The sequence below is a fragment of the Halobellus rufus genome, assembly GCF_000739575.1.
Taxonomy (GTDB): domain Archaea; phylum Halobacteriota; class Halobacteria; order Halobacteriales; family Haloferacaceae; genus Haloquadratum; species Haloquadratum rufum.
The window spans coordinates 69,135-87,117 of sequence record NZ_BBJO01000022.1 but is presented as its reverse complement, the minus strand read 5'-3'; the positions used below and the strand labels follow the sequence as shown (position 1 = coordinate 87,117).

The window sequence follows — 17,983 nt, the reverse complement described above, 5'->3', positions numbered from 1 at the left end:
TGAGACAGAGCAGGACAACGTGTTGCCGGAGCGTGAACCGCTTGCGGGAATAGCGAGTCGAAAACCGTGTGACAGCACGGCGAGCCAACACCAGAGCCCGCTCAACGAATCGAAGGAGCCGTGACTTCGGGAGAGCATCCATCTCCTCTCCACTACTCACCTGTCGTGTTTGTCAGCAAGGGGTTTCAACAAAGCAACTGATTCTGATTCTAAGGGTGGTCGCGTGGACCTCTACGCTACTGGATCTGGACTGTTCGTTATTGAAGCAAAAACAAAGGGATCGCTATCCCAGCAACAGCTTTCCCGCTACGCAAAGTCGTTGCCCGGGGACACCACATACAAGACTATTTCTTGGGCTGAGCTAACGGCATCTCTCAAGACAAGCCGAGACGAAATGGACGGATACGGAGGAGGTCTCACTGATGATTATATCGCTTATCTCGATGAGGCAAATTTGGCATCTCCTCACCGCCTCGTCCAGCGCTCTTATGACAGCCAGGGCTCTACAGGCCTGAAAAAATTCGCAATCAAAGGTGGCGATAGTCTCACTATCGAGTTTAGCTATGAAGAGGATGGATCACAGAAGAACAGTCTCAAACTGACTTGGAATGAGTTTGTTGAATTGTTTGAGCAGGTTGATTCGACAGTTCTAGAAGCAGCGTTTGTAGAATCCAGTGATTTTGACGGTAGTACGTACTTTGAGAGCGATACGGAACTGGGGGCAATCGCCCCCGTCCACGACATCAATGCTGATGCAGAACTCAAATTCGTCTACACTACGACTAGCAACGCGCTGAAACTTGGCCACCGTGAAACTGAGACAAGTGGTCCAGTTGGCAGTCCAATTGGCAAAGGGCAACAAGCTTGGATGATTAGCGCTGGTGAGGGAAGCGATCTCTTCGTTCACACTAGTGAACAGTATCCGGGGTTAGACGAAGATCTCCGACGAGCACTGTTCATTGAGTTTGATCGCAAGACCGTTGAGAACGCTCTTTGGTAGTTGATACAATCAACGTCTCTTATCACAACGACTTCAACGACTTGGGTTTCCCGAGTAATTTCTTCTAGCCGGTTTTATCGACCCCCGAAAGGGGTGAGGAATAGAAAATGCACATGCTCATCAGAGTTCTCGTTCCGGCGGTCGATAGCTCAGAGGCGGTCAGTACAGCCAGGTACGCACTCGACCGTTTGATCGGAATTGGTGACGGAGCGTCGACGGCGTTTGACTACTACAAAACCCTAGATGAATCGACGGCTCGGTATCGAGATCATCCCCGATACGGTGGCCTTGACCCAGCGCTATCCCTGCAGTCAGAGACGGGGAAGCAACTCCTTGAAGACGCTGTCGAGGCACAAGAAGTCTGGTTTCGTGAGGCTCTCGAAAAGTTGCGAGCGAAACTCGAAGCCCTCGATTCTGAGTCCGTGATGGACGACGTCGACCTCGCTCGGTTCGATTGTTATCGACTCGGCCAGTTCGCCGGGGCGTCCGTCTGGATCTACGACCAACACGGCGCCGGCCTTCGCTCTCGATCAGCGGTCGAACAACATCTCGAACACAACAGTGATGACGAGTTCTGGGTGGTTCCTGCTGATGTCCACTACTGAGCCTTCTCTCCGGATTTTATCTTCGACGAATCGGTGTGGGTCGTGTACTTCGAACTCACTGACTCCGGAGTTCTTCGCGGAGGCTCGATGAGCTTCTATGCGACCGTAGTCGGGTACATTCAGTACCGGAGCCAGACGTTCCTCGATGCCGCACTCGACAAGTTACGGCATGGAGGCTGGCTCGACACGGAGAACCGGTGGAGAACTGACGGTCGGTCTGGAGGACACAGCCACCTATCCTCAGTGGATGCCGAGAACCTACTCCTGGTTGTTCCGTCAGATCTGTACCGAAATCTCGCTCGGATTTCGACCAGCCTGTTCGTCGGAGCGACCGACGGCGTCCTCGTGATCAGCTCCGTGGATGGATGTTTCGATGCGTGGGTGGAACGACCACTTCCTGCAGCCGCTGCTCCAGATCCCACGACAGACGCGATTACGAGTATCGAAGCAGTCGATCTCGAAGCGTTTGCGCGAAAATACGATCTCGGTGTGACACGGTTCAACGCCTCGACTCCTGGCGAATACGTAGCTTGGCAGAATCAGGTTCTCCGAGCATTCCACCGCGAATACGACCCGGAACTTCCGCCTAACCTGACTGGCCCCGACTTCGAGTAATCCGATTCCAGAGCTCCAATCGATCAACCATGTCTACAGATTCATCCAGCGTCGCAACGAAGCACACTGAACAGCCTGAAACGACCGGTGTTGAGACTCCCGAACGCCTCCCTTCTACGATCAACCAGTGCCCTGAGTGTTCTGAGGTCAAGCTCAAACGAGACAGAAATGAGAGGTACTGTCCTGAGTGTGGGCTCGTCGTCGACGAGGATTGTATTGACTACGGACCTGAATGGACGCCATACGATGCCGAAGATCGACGTCGCGTTGGTGGGCCAGTGACGAATGCCCGGCACGACTGGGGCATCTCTGCAGAGATCGGTCGGTATCGCGATGCACGAGGGCAACAGCTTCCGGCCGCGAAACGCCGGAAACTGCACCGGCTTCGGCGATGGGACCGCCAAGCTCGATTCGAAGGGAAAGCTGAGCAGAACCTTGCACATGGGCTCTCGGAAGTCCGGCGAATCGTCGGTGCGCTCGACCTTCCCGAGAGCATCTGTACGCAAGCGTGCGCCCTCTATCGGACTGCTGCGAACGAGGACCTCATCCGTGGTCGTTCGATTGAAGCAATGGCGGCTGCCGGCGTGTATGCAGCCTGTCGATGTTCGGGACTCCCTCGGACAATCGACGAGGTCGGAGAGGTATCGACTGTCTCCAGAGAGCGGGTCAGCAACGCGTACAGCGTGTTGAATCACGAACTGAATCTCCCGGCAGTTCCGATGGCTCCCGTTCAGTATGTCCCACGATTCGCATCGGACCTCGATCTCTCACGAGAAGTGGGCCAACGCGCCCTGGAGTTGGCCCGAGAAGCGTCCGAAGTCGGTCTCGGGAACGGCTGTCGACCAACCGGCGTTGCCGCTGCCTGCATCTACGAGGCTGCTCGTGAGGCTGACGAGAACGTCACCCAAACGAGTCTCGCCGAGCTCGCGAGTGTCTCCGCTATGACGCTCCGTGAGCAATGGAAGAAACTCCAATCGATGCTCGAACACGAAGAGGAGTCTGGATTAGAGGTACACGGATGACTTCTTGCGGTGAACGGTCGTCGGCCGTCGTCACTGACGCAGAGTGGACGATTGATTTCGAGCGGGCGGGATGGGCCCCAGGTGACGAATGCCCCAACTGTGGTCACGGGGCGGTTCACGCTATCGTTCGAGCAGGCGTACTTTTCCGTGACGATGGGAGTTGGGAGTTCGACGAAACACTGGCTGTATACGAAGCGTTCTGTCCGTCCTGTGACTGGCTTCCACCGGTTTCGATGTAGCAGGACTTCGTCCGCAGGTGGGCAGACGTCACACAAGCAGTCTGTAAACAGAAATCCAGAAACATATTTATACGAATCGGCTCTATTATTTACAGAGATGCTGACCAAGGCCAGCCTCGCACTGCTAGACGCGCTTAGCGCTGGCCGTGAGGCGACTCCACACGAACTCGCGACCGAAACCGAGTATTCGCAGGACCACATCTACGACGTCCTCGATGAGTTGCTCGAAGACGGGTTGCTCACTGAATCTCGCGGGTCGAAGAACCGGCGCCGCGTCCGGGTAACGGACCATCCAATCGTCGAGTCGTACCGAGACCTCCGTTCGAAGCTGGGTCACGTCGACTGGACCGAGATCCTTTCGCCAGCAACACTGCGGGTGTGCTGGTACCTCGACGAACCACGTCGAGCGACCGAGATCGCAGAGCGACTCGACATCACCCGACAGGGCGTCCACAATGCGTTGTCGCCGCTCAAGCACCGTGCGATGCTGTCGCCGTCTGGGCCGGAATACGCCTTGACTGATGACCTCTCGCCACTGCTAACGTTCGCACGAGAAGTCGTGACCCACGAACACCGCTCGCGAACTCGAGCACTCGCTCCGAGTGCGACTGTCGAGTGGTGCGACCCGAAGCGGGCGCTTGTTCGCGTCCAAACGTCGGAGGATACGTCCGCACTAGAGTCGGCTGCTGACTGGCGGGTGACTGGACTCGCACGATTCCAGGAGTATGACCTGCAGTTCTTCCTCGCTGGCGAACCCGCATTCTGGTACGCTCCGGATGAAGAACTCACGCCCTCGGAGGTCGTGTGCCACACCCTCATCCTCGACAGTGGCTCTCGCCGCGTCAGTTATTCGATGCTGCTGATCGAGAAGCTGGATATCGACCAAGAGACCCTCACAGACACGGCAAGGTGGTACGACTTGGAGACAGCAGTGACCGCGATGTACCGACCCCTTCACGGAGAGTTCGAAATATCCGAGGACCTCCCGGTCTTCCTCCCGAGTGAATCAGAATTTACCGCTCTCAAAGAGCAATACGGTGTCTCATGACGGTGTTCAAAGGTGGAGATGCGATCAGAGCGTTCCTCGAAGAGTTCGACAGCTGGCTCTCGGAACCCGTAGACGTGTATCTCCTCGGCGGCTCGGCGATGACGGTTCGCGGACTGAAAGATCAGACCGAGGACATCGACCTTGCGCTGGGCGTCGTTTCCGAGTTCGAGCACGTCTACCAGGCGCTTCAGGCACAAGGGTTCACGGTGGTTGACGAGCCGACAGAGTCGTTCGAAGGGGTCGGAAAAACTGTCGAACTCCATCACGAAGACCGAGGGTTTCAGATCGATCTCTTCGAGCGGCAAGTCGTCGGGAAGGTATGGATCACCGAGCGAATGCATGACCGGGCCGAGGAATTCTGGACCGGCGATTACGCGACCGCATTCATCCTCTCGGATGAGGATATGTTCCTGTTGAAAGCGGTCTCGGGTGGTGATCTGGCGAGTGGCCGCCGGCGCGACATCGAGGACATGCGGAAGTACGCCCAGCGTGGCCTCGACTACGAGTCGATCCTAACCGAAATCGACGAACAGCGTCCGTTCAACACAGGTTCGACTGAAGCACGACACATCCGCGACCGATCTCATCCGCTGTTCACCATCGAAATGGCGGTCAATTCGCTATCGGGCCTTCCGAATACGTTCACTTCTCGTATCGCAGCGTTCGCGACAGAGTTCGAGGTTGAGTACACGGTCTTGGGTGCGGTCGATGATGGAGTAACCGATGTGGAGAACATTCGAGACCGCGTCCTCTCGAACGTGAGAGAACTTTCTGACGACCAGGCGGATGCTGTTGACGATGCGATTGCCCGCTTAGTCGAAAAGCAGATCTTAGAGCGTGAGGAGACTACTATCCGACTTCAGTAACTCCAGATGCTCGTTGTACTTCTCGCGTCGTGAGCCGTATCTCGGCCGGTACTCCTGAGTCGAAATTTATCATCTCTAAAGAGACTGAGGGAAAGGCGAGTTGACTCCACGACTGTCCGTCTGAACTCGTGCTTTCGCTCTATCGCGCCATAGAATCCTATGAGTATAGAAACATCCACAGACCGCTCTGACAACGAACAGCCTGAGAACAACCGTGATGCATCTGAACGGCCCGAGACTGTTCCGGAACCCTCGGAACAACTACCGGATGTCGTCGACATCTCTGGTATCGATACGGAACAAGCGATCCGTCTGCACGAACAAGGAATCTCAACGATCGAGGCTCTCGAAGCCGCTGACTCCGAGACAATCGCGGAGTTTGCAAACGTCAGCGTGGAACAGGCTGCAGACTGGCTGGAGCAAGCCCGAGATTTCGAATCCGAGACAGAGGAAGAACCAGATACAGATGTCGATACTGATGGGGAAGAAGCAACGGATGAGATTCCTTCAGAGTCGCCGTCGACGTTCCGAGCAACCATTCAGGCGAGTCCCCTCAAGGCTATCCTCAAAGCACTTCGCGCGAACGTCGACGAAGCCCGATTCAGGATAGACGAATCCGGGATCCGTGTTCGTGCAGTCGATCCCGCCAACGTCGCGATGGACGATCTCACTCTGAATGCCTCAGCATTCGAGTCGTACGATGCTACTCCGGGTGTCCTCGGTCTCGATCTGGACCGCTTCGCCGATCCAGTGAACCTCGCAAAGAACGACGATCTCGTCCAGTTCAGTCTCGATAGAGAGACACGCAAGCTGGTTGTTTTCGTCGACGGCATCGAGTTCCGAATGGCTTGCCTCGATCCAGCGACCATCAGAGCAGAGCCGACGCTTCCTGAGCTGGAACTCCCAGCGAGCGCTACCCTCAACCGCGACGTCCTCCAGCAAGGAGTCAAAGCTGCAGACCTCGTTGCCGATCACGTCGGATTCCGGATGGACGCTGACGAAGAGGTCCTCAGAATCGAGGCAGAAGGTGATACCGACGCTGTCGACTTCCAGCTCGATGAGGAGGAACTCGACCAGGCCACGTTCGCTGAAGCCTCGTCGCTGTTCAGCCTCGACTACATGAAAAAGATTGTGCGAACCATTCCGAAGGGGGCTAGCGTCACAGTCGATTTCGGGAGTGAGTTCCCCATCATGCTCTCGTACGAGCTTGACGATGATGCAGGGTCGATGGCCCGGATGCTGGCCCCCCGTATCGAGACGTAACCGCTCCCAGACGGCTTTCCACGTACTATGAAAACTAGCTACTCACAGTCGAAGTACCGAGCGCGGCGGTATCGCGGAGAACGCACACTTGGGGGCTGTCTCGTCTACGCCGGCGACGATCTCCTCGACAAACACCTGATGGTACATTCGTTGTCATCGGGCGGGTTCGATTGGGGGCCGGACGCGGCTCCAGAACGTGCTTGCCAACTCGCTATCGCCCTGCTCGCTTCCGCTCTCGGGGTTGAAGTTGCAATCGATGACTATCACCTGTTCGCAGAGAACTTCGTCAGACGCGAGCTGAGCGGTGATGAATGGTCGATTCGTCTTCAGGACCTCCGCGAGTCGAGCTTTCGCGAACAGTACCTTCACAGGGACTATCCGGACAACACCGCTCCACAACCGGACGACGTCTATATCGAAACAGTCGATCTGGACTCGATCAGTTACGCTGACGAACTTGCTCTGGTCCGACGATACGACGAGGTCCTCTGGAAGAAGGGAGATACCAGAGGCAACCTGTATCGACTCCAGGAAATCCGATCGGAGAATCGTGACCCTGCTGCTGAATCGCTGTCGAAGCAGTGGCTCTCAACGCATAGTCGACTGACTTCCGCTGCTGCCAAGCGGGCCATCGCTGAGGAGTTCGAGACGATGGGCGAGTTCGCAGCCTGGGCCTGCTACGCCACGACGCTCAGGACTGTCGACCACGTCGGCGAATCAACCGAGGAGAGCATCCGACGTCTTCGGCCAACACTCATTCTCTGGTTCGGCGGTGAAGAGTATATTCCCCAATACGACGATGAGCAGGAGACGCTCATAAGTTCTTAATGTATCGACCTATAAATTACCCTTACACTGAGTCCACAGTTCTCGGAGAATATCGTCTCACCTCTGGCTTGGGTCCAGAATAGTTGTGTGAGAATCTTCGCATCAGATAATCAAGTTAATCTCGCTGATCCTTGCCGTACACCTGATATTGGGTACTTGTAAGTGAGGATTCCAAGTGATCGTCGTCAAGCAACCGGATTACGTCCCACTTTTTTCTCAGGTCCGGAATATGGATGCCCCACTCCCCATCATCGTCTGTCTGAATTTCTATACCGAGATCGTAATCATCCACAATATCTTCGACCTGTGCCCGGTTCAGAGAACTATAGAGGCCGCGTTCCTCAATAGATTTCATCTTACGCAATGCTCTCCGGTCGCCAAGAATCGAATCAACAAACTCACCCATATTATGAATCCGTAACTCAGAACTGTCGATTCCGGTGAGTACATCGTTGGCGTGACGTTCGTACTGAGTCAAATAATCAAAGATGTCCTCGAATTTCTTGGAAGCGAAGACGTATATCGTATCTTCGTAGAGTATGCAATCAATTCTCTCCGGAATTGTAATCACAGTATCCTCGAACTCCTGATACTGTTCGTCTCTTTCACTAATTCGGAGGTCATCGGTATTCCCTGAAATCTGCCGATTCGAGAATTTTTGGAAAATGATTACATGCTCATCAGATTCATTACTGATTCGGAGAGCCTGAAAACTGATGTCTGAGAGGTTATCGTAAGATCCTGTATCAAAATATTCCTCGTTTAATAGAGGTTCATATCGCTCAAAATGCTCGATACTGCCTGGGTCGGCGTATTGAAGGGGAACCGTATCTTGTTCTGTATTTGTTATATCATACTCTCGGATATCGCGGCTTCCATCCTCAATATCGGAAAGGTAACCTCGAGCTCTGGAAGCTGCAATCGACTGTATCCTTTCTCGAACCCCTTGATCGAGGGGAATTTCGTGGTACTCTAACGCTGTCAGATTGCGTTCCGCTAGGAGAGAGTCCGTTGTGGGGACTTCTACACCTAAAATATAATCACGGTAGAAATCTTGATTTGACTCCAGTAGATCCACTGCTTGCCGGAATCGGTCAATCGGCATTTGAAATCCCTCTCTGTGTATGGATTGCTGCTGTCATTAAAGAACTAACCCATTCCCTATGATGATAATTCTTCACCGTCGCTGAATAACATCCTCATCCCTACCATACCACGTTCTTCTCCTAGATCAAGCTCTATGCTTGATTCAATCTTGTCAGTATTTCCAGCGGTGACAATGACCTCAGCGGAATTCCATGATATTTCTTGAAAGGTATCACGTTCAAGACTATCGGGGACTGTTGCGCTTGTTGCACGACCTGTTTCGTCATCGTAGTCCCATTTCACAATGCTATCTCCTTTATCCCACCCACCGGGGCTAGCAAACTGAACAATGAATGTCGGGTCGACGGGGATATAATCATCTGTCTCTTGTTTTGTCACACGGAGAAGGTTGTACTTTGCCCGCTCACCAGAATTAATCGTTATTCGGCTGGGATTCTGATCCTCAAACCATTGGAGCTGAGTATTTATAACGTATTCACTCCCATCCAAGTCTCCAGTCATACGCAATTCTGGTTTACAGTTCTCAGCTGAGGACCGACCCTGATTTTGAACCGGCACTCGGAATACTCGAGAAGAAATATCTCCGTCCTCATCAGTTTCGAAAGCAGTTGCCGCTGATGCACCAATTGTTAACTTCGGCTTCGTATACCACCTCCAAGCCCAACTCTGAATGAAAGAGAAAACAAGTCCACCAGAAAGCCCACCTATAATTGCGCTAAGGAGGGGGATTGTGCTGTTAGCCATTCTTACTACAATTGATCAGAGGCAAGCGATAATAAAAACTCCAGATTATTATCATATTATCTAGTTCTCAATACCAGTCTACCACACTAAGAACAATCGATGACCTCGGCATCAGCTTCGGGGTAGTGCCGGATGAGTAGCGTCGCCCCATTTTACCATCCTCAATGGGGTGAGGGAAGACTCGTCGAGTATCCACTACGGCTGGCCTCGACTGTTTCCCATCTGATTCACCATGTCCACAAATACACAGTCAGAAGCGAGCCGCGAGCGAAAGCGCTCCACGTCGAACTCCGGTTCAGGCGAGGATAACCACCAATCCGTTGCTGCATCCATGTCAGTCCTCGACTTACTGGATCAGGAAGCAACGCACGCGTTTGCAAGGTTGACGCCGGCAGACGACGCAGTATATCCAGACGCTGTTTCACCAGAAACGGGGTGTCTCGATCCGAATCCTCGTTCTCTGAAAGACGTTCTCAGTGTACTCCCTCAAGCGAGCTCGGGTGAACTCTGGGCCACAAACGAGTTCGTCGGTGTCGACGGGACCATCGACATCGAAGCTCTCTGCAACGTCGATGGGCTGGATATCGATACGCTGGAGACAGCGACCGGTCAGTCACTCTCAGAGATTGCCACGGACGCGTCGTCCGACCCGTTGGTTCGTGTCCGCGATCACCAGGATATCGTCGACGAACGACGCAAAGCGCTGTGTGCGCTCGGGTTCGATGTAAAGTTCCGCTGGCAGATCGCATCGGATCGCTACTCCATTATCAATCCGCAAGAGGCGTACCTACCGATCGTGGGAGCACTCCAGCAACGCGGTGAAACTGAGGCATTCGGCTGGGCAAGCTACCGCGACTGGGGTGGTCTCCTTAAGATGTTCGTCGTCTGCCCCGGTCTCGAACACACCGTCACGGCAAGTGAAGACCCCGAGATGGAGGAGGATATCGACGGTGTCACCAGCGTCTCTGGGGCAACCGAGCCAGATCTCGTCGTCTATGGGGGATTCGAGACCGGCTACGATTTCCGGGGGACACAGACGCTGTGGGCGAAACCGATCCTCTACTTCCCCGAGACCGGGACTATCGTCCCCGACACGGGCAAGCGGTACACTCGCCGTCACTACGGTCGGGCCACCGACGCCGACCACGAACGGGCGAACAACAGAGTTCCAATCAACGAGTGGTGGAAGGCGATCTACGACGACATTGCCGACCGCCTGGTGAAAGTCGATCTGGCGATTCGCAGAACTCGGGCCATCGCCTACGATTTCGACGAGCTGCCGTTTGATGCGGCTACCTGCTATCGCTACTGGGGAGTCGCCAACAGGTACGCCGAAGCCGCTGCGGACCGAGCCTCGACGCTGGCGTCTCCATCGTCGCGACCAACCGTGTACAATCTCCAGCTGTCCCTGTTGATTGCACTCCTCGACGAGTATGAAGGTTCCTGGGCGTCGAATACCCACCAAGAGTACCTCGAGGTCGCTGGCGAACTGCTTCGAAAACCAGCGATGATGATTCAACTGGCGATGAAAGAACACGACCGGCAAACCGACGAACGCGAAGAGCGTGTCCTGCCAGCCAACCAGCAGACGCTCAGCGACGCGCTCGAAGACGTTGTCGATATTCCTGGCATCGAGGTGGATACAGAAGCGAATCTCACTGACGGAGCCGCTCAGCGACTACACGACCGGGTTCAGCACCGCCTCGACGACATCGAAGGCTCGTCTTGAGGCTGGTATTTATCAGCCCGAAAGCGGGCGACGGGGCTCCTAACAGAGTCTCGCATACGCACTATGTCTTCATCAGAACCCGACTCGACGATCGACTCGCCAGAACCGCTCGTCGTCCTTTCGCATCTGGTGCATCGCCTCCTCAAGCGCGAGGGCGGGACGGTCCCGGTCGAACGCGTTACGCTTCGAGTCTGTGATTACGTCGATATCGGTGAGCAAGAGGCTGCCGATCTCCTCGATGTTGGAGCAGCGGATGGGACGTTCACGCTCGACCGGGGGTCTGGTGGGAGCACGACAATCGTCGGCGTCTCTCCACAGGGTCCAGAACCGCCCGTGATTACGGAAGCGTTCGGTGGTCCCGCTGGCGCGTCTGCGGGTGACGATTTCGAAATTCTCGATGTCGTCACCGAAAGCATTGCGACTGCACTCAGAGACGCAGGCTACACGACGTTCACCGAGCTAGTCGACGCGGAAGTCGCTGAGCTTGCGAATCTGACTGGCACGCTAACAGAGAGCCGAGCAGAAGCGATTATTCAGGCCGCTCCTCAGCACGTTCCGGTCGGTGTGTGGCTTTCGCGAGCTGCCGACGCCCGATACTCTCGACGACTCGATGAAACTGGGCAGCATGGTGTCGCTCGAGTCCTCGATATTACGACTGCCAACGAGGCCGTGGGCGAACCCCGCTACCGCACGGATGGCTTATCGCCTGATGCCGTCGACGCACAGTATGTGTCCGATATCGGGCGGAATGCACAGGATCCTGTCCCAACGGGCTTCCACATTCTCGATAACCCTGACCATCCTGACGTACCGAAGGCAGCGACACATCCTGATGCCGGCGATGACGCCCTCCCAGTTGACGCGGCAGGCGACGTCGTCCCGCCAGCAGTTCCGACCGAACCACGGCTTCAACTTCCGCTCGACGAACTGCTTGCGAAGAAGCTCGCTCGTGGGCTGGTTCCAGTTCGGATTGTTGGCCCTCGAGGCTCCGGGAAGAACTATCTGGTCAAGTACCTGTGTCACCGGACGAATCGGGGCTACGTCTCGGTAGACTGTGACGAGGCAACCCACACGGAGGATCTCTTCGGACCGCTCACCCCCACCGAGGACGGGCTAATTGCACCGCGGAACGGTCCCGCAAAGCAAGCGCTGCTGAACGGGTCGGTGCTGGTGCTCAATGAGTTTCCAGTGATGCGAGCCGGCGCCGCGATGTCTCTACACCGCCTGCTCAATGAGGGGAAACTCCTCGTGAAGGCCCACGGCGAATTGGTCGAACCTCATCCGTCGGCGCGAATCGTGATCACGATGAATCCACCGACCCGGGAGTACCGTGATTCCGAGCCGATGAACTCGGCCACTCGAGGCCGGTTCCGAGCGCTGGAACAACCCTACATCCAAGACGTCGACGAAGAGGTCGCGACGCTGGACGCGCAGGTGAATACCAGTCACGAAGTCGTGGACCGTGGGACGCTCAGAAAGATTGTTCAGTTCGCTCATCAGACCCGGCAGAACGAGAACTGGCCAACTCTCTCAACCCGGAATCTGACGATTCTCTGTGAGCACATTGAGGACGGAGTCTCACCGAAGGCAGCGGTCAAGAACGAGGTGTGGGCGGTCGCCGAGCCGAATCAGTATCCCGAAGACACCTACGAAATACTAAACGACTATTTATGAAGAACCGTACAACACACAGCCGAATATCACCGAGCTCTCTGGATTAAGGTTCTGCTGTGGGCTTCATCGGGGCGGCTCAAAAAGTGTGGTTAACGGTTAGTGCACCTAGCAAGTCCATGCTGTTGGACGACTACTACATTCTACACATCCCAGCAGAGATTGAACACACATAGCATCATCTCGAATGTCTGGTTGAAGGCGTCTATAGCGTCGCTCTCGGACGGTGGATCGACAGATGCTGTACCGGCGGGATGCACAATCTGATTGCGAGCGTTCTTAAGCTGCATAAATTCGGCCCATTCGGTGGCGTAGCGACCATTTGTGAGTCGCTCCCCCACAAGTGCGTCCAGCACATCGGCAGCCAACTCCTTTCGCCGTACGCGGCTGCTGCCGGCAAGAGATTCGATACGATCGACCGCCTCGGCGTCGTTGAAGCCGCGACTCCGGAGCAGGAGGTACACCTGCCGATAGAGCAAATTATCGAATGCCGAGACCAAGAGTGAAAAGACCGGGACGGTATTCCGCCGACGTATAGCAGCTTCGGCCTCTCGCAGGTTCAATAGCCAGGGCGGATCAGTCACGGCAGCGAGTTGCATCCCTGCATCGTACAGGATATCGATCTCGTCCCCCGGTGCGAGCGGAACCGCTTCCGGCCGATCTTCTTGGAGGTTGGCCGCAATCGCAATATCTGTAGAACTGATCTGTGCGAGCGATATCAATACCTCTCCACCAAGCGAAGCCTGTGTATGTGGATTGTGGAGCGGTTCGATATCGAGCCAGTCCTCTTCGTTAACGCCGGTCCGGTGTGCGCCACGGAGCCCGATTTTCTCGAGTTCATAACCGCTGTACAGGGAATGCATCGTTGAGCGGCGGATTTCCCCGATGGCGACGTCAGTATAATCTCGTTTCTCTGTGCCACCGAGCGACAGGGGAATCCCGAAGTACTGGTCTCCGTCGTGCAGAGCAAAAGTCGACAGAAAGCCGTTCTCTGGCCAGAACGGTGTGCTGCACATCGGACAACGAAACTGGTCCGAAATTCCGATCGATGCTGGATCAACCGTCTGGAACACGAGGGGGTCAATTCGCTGGCGGCAAGCAGGACAGGTCAGGTTGGTTGATCCAGAGCTCTGCATCGGAAGATACTGCCTCACTTAGATTCCATCACTGCGACATTATATCTCTTCGCAGGCTTTGTGAGTCGTTGGCGGTGGCTGTGGGAATGCGGATGCCTGAATAACGCCGATCTAGGATGCCTTGGCGTGTTTGTGGCTATTCTTTTATGAGTCGCTGACCGATTGTCCGGTATGTCCCTCGAATCGGCGCTTGGTGCTCGTATCCTCTGGTCTGCGACTGTCGGGTACGCGAAGGGGAAGTATCAGCGGATGGCGTTCATGGATGATGCTGTCGAACGTGCGGCGATGCGGGTGGCGGAGGAACATGAGGGATTGGAACCGGAGGTGTTCCCCGCTGCGTTTGAGAAGGATGAGGTGAAGGCGTTGATCGACGGGTTCGATGCAGGGGGTGATCCAATCACGGTTGAGCGTATTGCCGAGACGTTGAACGAGGAGATGCTAGATCCGGATCTGGATGCCGATCCGGAACAGCTCGTCGCTGAGTTCTTCGAGTATCTTGAGCAAGAGGTCAGCCAAGATGAGGAAATCGGACGCAAGCTCCAGACAGTCTATGCACAACGCCTCTACGAGTATGCGAGCCGGCTTCGTGAGGGGCAGGAAGAACTGTTAGAGCAGATCGAAGTTGTCGGCCAAGACCGGAGTAACAAAGGGTATGATGTCTTCAAGACAGTCGATGATCGATTTGAGCAGCAGCTGGCAGGCGAGCATCCGCGGCAACGGTTTGATCTGCCGTTCTATGGCCGTTCAGAGGCGGTAGACGACATTATCGAATTCGCCGAATCCGATAGCAATGTGCTGGTTGTCCATGGCTCGGCCGGGATCGGGAAGACCCGACTTGTCGTGCAGGCATCGTTCCAGCTGCAGGCCCGTCATCGGGAGTGGACGGTGTACACGGCCAATGTCCATGCGGATCTGGATGCGGGGCTTTCGGAGATTGAGTTCGACGAAGAGGATGGTATCATCCTGTTTATCGACGATGCACGTGATGCTGATCAGCTTGAGCGGGTATTTGATATCGCGGCGCAACGGCGGTCGCAAGTGAAGCTGGTGTTCACGGAGAGATCGATCTTTGCATCGTCACTTGAGGACAGGACGAACCGATTTGGACTTGACGCCACCATGCTACCTCTGTCGCCGCTGGATTCTGAGACGGTGACGAGTCTCATTCAGGATGCGTACGGGATTCAGGATCCGCAGACCCTGGGTTGGATTGTCCAGGTAAGCGAGGGCAAGCCGTTGATTACCCATCTGCTTGCGGATCAGATCGTTTCCGATGGACCGTCCGGCCACGATCCTGTTGCGGCGGAGGACTCGGTGATAGAACAGGTGTTTGATGACGTGGTCAGGGATATCCGGCGTGCGGCCGAGCAGCAGGGCGTCGGTGATCCGCAGAAGCTTGAGTCCTATTTCAGATACGTTGCCGCAGTCGGAACGCTGGACACCGGTAACGACGCATTCATGGACGCGTTCAGGGAGGCGTTGTCGTTGGAGCCAGATGAGGAACGTCGCTACCGGGAAATCCTGCTTGATGCAATTGGTACTGTCAGTCAGCGAAGCGAGTCCCTCACCGTCCAGCCGGATGTACTCCAGGAATACGTGGTCTATGACACATTTTTCGGCGATGGGGCGCGGGACTACATGGACACGGTATACGAAGTGTTCGGTGAGTTCACCGAAAAAGAGCAGGTGAACAATCTCCTTGTCATCGAGCACCGGTATGACTGCCGCGAGGCGGGTACTGTCATCGATACTATCTTATCCAGCTACATGGATCAGATGGAGGAGTACCCCATTCCGGAGCGGGTACGGCTGTTGCGGCGACTCGAACTGCTGGGGGCGGCGAGCCCTGAGCGGGGCGTCGAACTGGTTGAGGTCGCGTTGACGACGGCACCTCCCAACGGGGAGACGGAGTCTGAGGGGTTGCGGCGGCGTATCGTGAAAGCCCCCAGCAATCTTGGACAGCTGTATTTTGCGGCGATCTCGCTGCTGAGTCCGGGCTTGTTGAAGGAACCGGAGCGGATCACGGATATGCTGGTGGAGATTGCCTTGGTTGAGGGGGTGTCTCCGAATGTTGCCGAGACGGTGTTCCAGCGTCTCGATCAGGAGTTGCGACCGGGATTCTCGTGTCATCCTGGTGCCCAGCAGCAGATCGTTGAGCGCCTCGAAGGCTATCTCCTTGAACAGGAACTGGACACTGCCTTCCGTATGGAGTTGCTGGAGGCGGTGGCGTCGGCGTCAAGCGAGCAGGCGGAGGATTTCTCGATGGATCCGGTCGATAGGATGACGGCTCGTGTCCGGCGTGGGCCGATCTGGCAGTCGGAGGCGATGCAGGCGTATCGGCTTGCTGCCGTGGAAGCATTCATTGCTGTTGTCGAGGAGAGCGAGGATCACGCGCTGAAGGTGAAAGCAGCGGAGCAGTTGCCTTCGTTCGTGCTGGCCCAGAAGCGGTACTACGGTGGCCAGGATGAGGTGTTCAACCGGGACGAGCTGGAGCGTATCTACGAGTTCGCGATTGATCATGTCGATGGAGAGGATGATCTGGACTGTCTTTCAGCACTCCACCGGCTGGTCGATTATGCCGAAGACGGTGAACTCGGTGTCGGTGAACTGGGGCGTCGATTGGAGGATGCGCTGCTCGCCAACGACCGATACCGGCTGTTGGTGCATATGGATCCGCGTGGTCGGGACTGGGAGGAGAACAAGGAGGAGATGCGTGCGTTCATCCGCGATCTTGATCTGGCGTGGGGGCAGCAGTTCGATGCGTTCGTTGATGTGGTGGAGCACTCGCCCGAGACCTCGTTCAAACGATTCTTCAAACTGTTCGGAGAGGAACAGCCCGAACCCGGTGTTCAGCTGCTTGATCAGTCGCCTGCTGCTCTCGAAGAGTATCAGGAGCGGGTGGTTGTCGGCATCTGTGCCGGTGACCCGGAGCGGGGAAGAGAGCTGATCTCGGATTACATCGAGGATGGGACTTACGACTTGGCCTGTGCGGGGCTTCGGGTGTTCATCAACTCGGACCGCGACTATGCGGTGTCCGCGTTTGAACGTATTATTGACGAGACGGACCGGTTCACGGAGGAACGGGTGATACACTTTTCGTCGGTGTTGCGTGGACAGTGGGAGGAAGACCAAGACTGGGCAGAGGAGATGTTCCTGACCTTACTCTACGAATCGGAATCCGTCACGCCCCGAGTGCTGGACCGGCTGCTTGATGCACTGCCGCGTCGGAGGGAGAACCTAACCGCAGTGGATGAATCGGTGCTGGACGAGATTTTGGACTATGCCGTGGAGTTCGATCGTTTGGGTGAGTCGCATCAGTTGCAACAGTTGGTGGCGGAGTTTGCTGAGCGCCGCCCGTTGGACTTCGTGGAGTTCTGCATCCGGCGTGCAGACCGCTTGGACCGCCAGATGGACCTGCTACCGCTCCACATGGATGTGGACACGGAGCGGATGCGAGAGACTGAAGACTACGATGCCGCGGTGCAGACGGTCGGCAATCTCGTTCTGGACACGGACGAGTACGCGCCGCAAGTCTACGCCCGCCTGTTCCACACTGTCCCGGCTACCGATGTCGCGGCGGTGCTCGCTGGCCGAGTAGCCGACTGTTCCGAGGACCAACTACTCCGGGTCATCTGGTACTGCCAGCTCTTCGAACTTACTGATCCGGTTGAGGCTCTGCTGCTCACTGTGATGGGTGATGGCGTCGATAATCTACGGGAGGCCGAAGCTATTCAGCGGAATATCCTGTGCGCAATTTCCAGCAGCCCGATGGGAACTGCCGGGCCTGCCGGGATGGTGAATGACAACCAGCACCAACGTGAGCTGTCGACTGTCCGTGACTGGCAGGAAGACAGGAATCTTTCCATCGAGATACGGAACTTTGCACGGAAGGCCGAGCAATACCTCTTGGACGATCTTGACCAGTCGTCTCGGTTCAACGAGGATTTCCTCTGATAGTTACTTTATCGCCTCACTAGTCTTTGTTTGTTCTCTCAACCAAACTGAATCAGAAATTGCATTGTGCCTGCAGCGCTCGCAAAGCGGCCAGTACCAACCTCGCAAGAAGGTTTATCTCCCCGAAGTGATCGAGGGAGCCACGGACCCTCGTGT

The 17,983-nt window shown here is 55.7% G+C and carries 14 protein-coding genes and 1 pseudogene; 11 read left to right on the top strand and 4 right to left on the bottom strand.

The window, feature by feature from the left end:
• Positions 1-142 (bottom strand): annotated as a pseudogene (locus ACP99_RS19990) (IS5/IS1182 family transposase); the annotation flags it as partial.
• Positions 143-223: 81 nt separating this feature from the next.
• Between ACP99_RS19990 and ACP99_RS10055 the strand changes: the two are divergent.
• The 8 genes from ACP99_RS10055 (at position 224) to ACP99_RS10020 (ending at position 7,486) form a co-directional block, all read left to right on the top strand.
• Positions 224-1,000 carry a hypothetical protein gene (locus tag ACP99_RS10055; protein WP_156105659.1) on the top strand — a complete coding sequence of 259 codons (777 nt, stop codon included), beginning with the start codon at positions 224-226 and terminating at the stop codon, positions 998-1,000.
• Positions 1,001-1,107: 107 nt separating this feature from the next.
• Positions 1,108-1,605, top strand: a complete 498-nt coding sequence (locus tag ACP99_RS10050) for a hypothetical protein (protein ID WP_049986477.1) — start codon at positions 1,108-1,110, stop codon at positions 1,603-1,605.
• Between the two features lie 42 nt (positions 1,606-1,647).
• Complete coding sequence (locus tag ACP99_RS10045; protein ID WP_156105657.1) at positions 1,648-2,220, top strand: hypothetical protein; 573 nt, start codon at positions 1,648-1,650, stop codon at positions 2,218-2,220.
• A 29-nt stretch (positions 2,221-2,249) separates the two neighbouring features.
• Entirely contained in the window at positions 2,250-3,242 is a 993-nt protein-coding gene (locus tag ACP99_RS10040) for a transcription initiation factor IIB (RefSeq protein WP_049986475.1), read from the top strand.
• A gap of 336 nt (positions 3,243-3,578) precedes the next feature.
• The gene (locus ACP99_RS10035) at positions 3,579-4,529 is read left to right on the top strand and encodes a winged helix DNA-binding protein (protein WP_049986474.1); all 951 of its coding nucleotides are present in this window, start codon (positions 3,579-3,581) and stop codon (positions 4,527-4,529) included.
• Positions 4,526-5,395, top strand: a complete 870-nt coding sequence (locus tag ACP99_RS10030; RefSeq protein WP_049986473.1) for a hypothetical protein — start codon at positions 4,526-4,528, stop codon at positions 5,393-5,395. The genes ACP99_RS10035 and ACP99_RS10030 overlap by 4 nt, the downstream gene beginning before the upstream one ends.
• 159 nt (positions 5,396-5,554) lie before the next feature.
• A complete protein-coding gene (locus ACP99_RS10025; protein WP_049986472.1) occupies positions 5,555-6,658 on the top strand; it encodes a DNA polymerase sliding clamp in 1,104 nt (367 codons plus the stop codon).
• Between the two features lie 27 nt (positions 6,659-6,685).
• On the top strand, positions 6,686-7,486 hold the full coding sequence (locus ACP99_RS10020) for a DUF6166 domain-containing protein (protein ID WP_049986471.1): 801 nt from the start codon (positions 6,686-6,688) through the stop codon (positions 7,484-7,486).
• Between the two features lie 115 nt (positions 7,487-7,601).
• On the opposite strand, the gene ACP99_RS10015 is transcribed toward ACP99_RS10020, so the two are convergent.
• Together ACP99_RS10015 and ACP99_RS19985 are read right to left on the bottom strand one after the other, a co-directional pair.
• A complete protein-coding gene (locus ACP99_RS10015; protein WP_049986470.1) occupies positions 7,602-8,564 on the bottom strand; it encodes a Kiwa anti-phage protein KwaB-like domain-containing protein in 963 nt (320 codons plus the stop codon).
• 83 nt (positions 8,565-8,647) lie between these two features.
• On the bottom strand, positions 8,648-9,337 hold the full coding sequence (locus tag ACP99_RS19985; protein ID WP_156105653.1) for a hypothetical protein: 690 nt from the start codon (positions 9,335-9,337) through the stop codon (positions 8,648-8,650).
• Between the two features lie 331 nt (positions 9,338-9,668).
• Between ACP99_RS19985 and ACP99_RS10010 the strand changes: the two genes are divergently transcribed.
• Both ACP99_RS10010 and ACP99_RS10005 read left to right on the top strand, forming a co-directional pair.
• On the top strand, positions 9,669-11,066 hold the full coding sequence (locus tag ACP99_RS10010; RefSeq protein WP_049986469.1) for a hypothetical protein: 1,398 nt from the start codon (positions 9,669-9,671) through the stop codon (positions 11,064-11,066).
• A 63-nt stretch (positions 11,067-11,129) separates the two neighbouring features.
• The gene (locus ACP99_RS10005) at positions 11,130-12,740 is read left to right on the top strand and encodes an AAA family ATPase (RefSeq protein ID WP_049986468.1); all 1,611 of its coding nucleotides are present in this window, start codon (positions 11,130-11,132) and stop codon (positions 12,738-12,740) included.
• 140 nt (positions 12,741-12,880) lie between these two features.
• Here ACP99_RS10005 and ACP99_RS10000 read toward each other — a convergent pair whose 3' ends face one another.
• The gene (locus tag ACP99_RS10000; RefSeq protein ID WP_156105652.1) at positions 12,881-13,873 is read right to left on the bottom strand and encodes a hypothetical protein; all 993 of its coding nucleotides are present in this window, start codon (positions 13,871-13,873) and stop codon (positions 12,881-12,883) included.
• A 171-nt stretch (positions 13,874-14,044) separates the two neighbouring features.
• Here ACP99_RS10000 and ACP99_RS09995 point away from each other — a divergent pair, with 171 nt between their 5' ends.
• On the top strand, positions 14,045-17,827 hold the full coding sequence (locus ACP99_RS09995) for a P-loop NTPase (protein WP_049986466.1): 3,783 nt from the start codon (positions 14,045-14,047) through the stop codon (positions 17,825-17,827).
• Positions 17,828-17,983 lie beyond the last annotated feature (156 nt).

What these genes read in the sequence shown, in the direction of transcription:
- ACP99_RS10050 (WP_049986477.1), top strand. Translation starts at nt 1,108, where the DNA reads ATGCACATGCTCATCAGAGTTCTCGTTCCGGCGGTCGATAGCTCAGAG.
- ACP99_RS10040 (WP_049986475.1), top strand. Translation starts at nt 2,250, where the DNA reads ATGTCTACAGATTCATCCAGCGTCGCAACGAAGCACACTGAACAGCCT.
- ACP99_RS10035 (WP_049986474.1), top strand. Translation starts at nt 3,579, where the DNA reads ATGCTGACCAAGGCCAGCCTCGCACTGCTAGACGCGCTTAGCGCTGGC.
- ACP99_RS10030 (WP_049986473.1), top strand. Translation starts at nt 4,526, where the DNA reads ATGACGGTGTTCAAAGGTGGAGATGCGATCAGAGCGTTCCTCGAAGAG.
- ACP99_RS10025 (WP_049986472.1), top strand. Translation starts at nt 5,555, where the DNA reads ATGAGTATAGAAACATCCACAGACCGCTCTGACAACGAACAGCCTGAG.
- ACP99_RS10020 (WP_049986471.1), top strand. Translation starts at nt 6,686, where the DNA reads ATGAAAACTAGCTACTCACAGTCGAAGTACCGAGCGCGGCGGTATCGC.
- ACP99_RS19985 (WP_156105653.1), bottom strand. Translation starts at nt 9,337, where the DNA reads ATGGCTAACAGCACAATCCCCCTCCTTAGCGCAATTATAGGTGGGCTT.
- ACP99_RS10010 (WP_049986469.1), top strand. Translation starts at nt 9,669, where the DNA reads ATGTCAGTCCTCGACTTACTGGATCAGGAAGCAACGCACGCGTTTGCA.
- ACP99_RS10005 (WP_049986468.1), top strand. Translation starts at nt 11,130, where the DNA reads ATGTCTTCATCAGAACCCGACTCGACGATCGACTCGCCAGAACCGCTC.
- ACP99_RS10000 (WP_156105652.1), bottom strand. Translation starts at nt 13,873, where the DNA reads ATGCAGAGCTCTGGATCAACCAACCTGACCTGTCCTGCTTGCCGCCAG.
- ACP99_RS09995 (WP_049986466.1), top strand. Translation starts at nt 14,045, where the DNA reads ATGTCCCTCGAATCGGCGCTTGGTGCTCGTATCCTCTGGTCTGCGACT.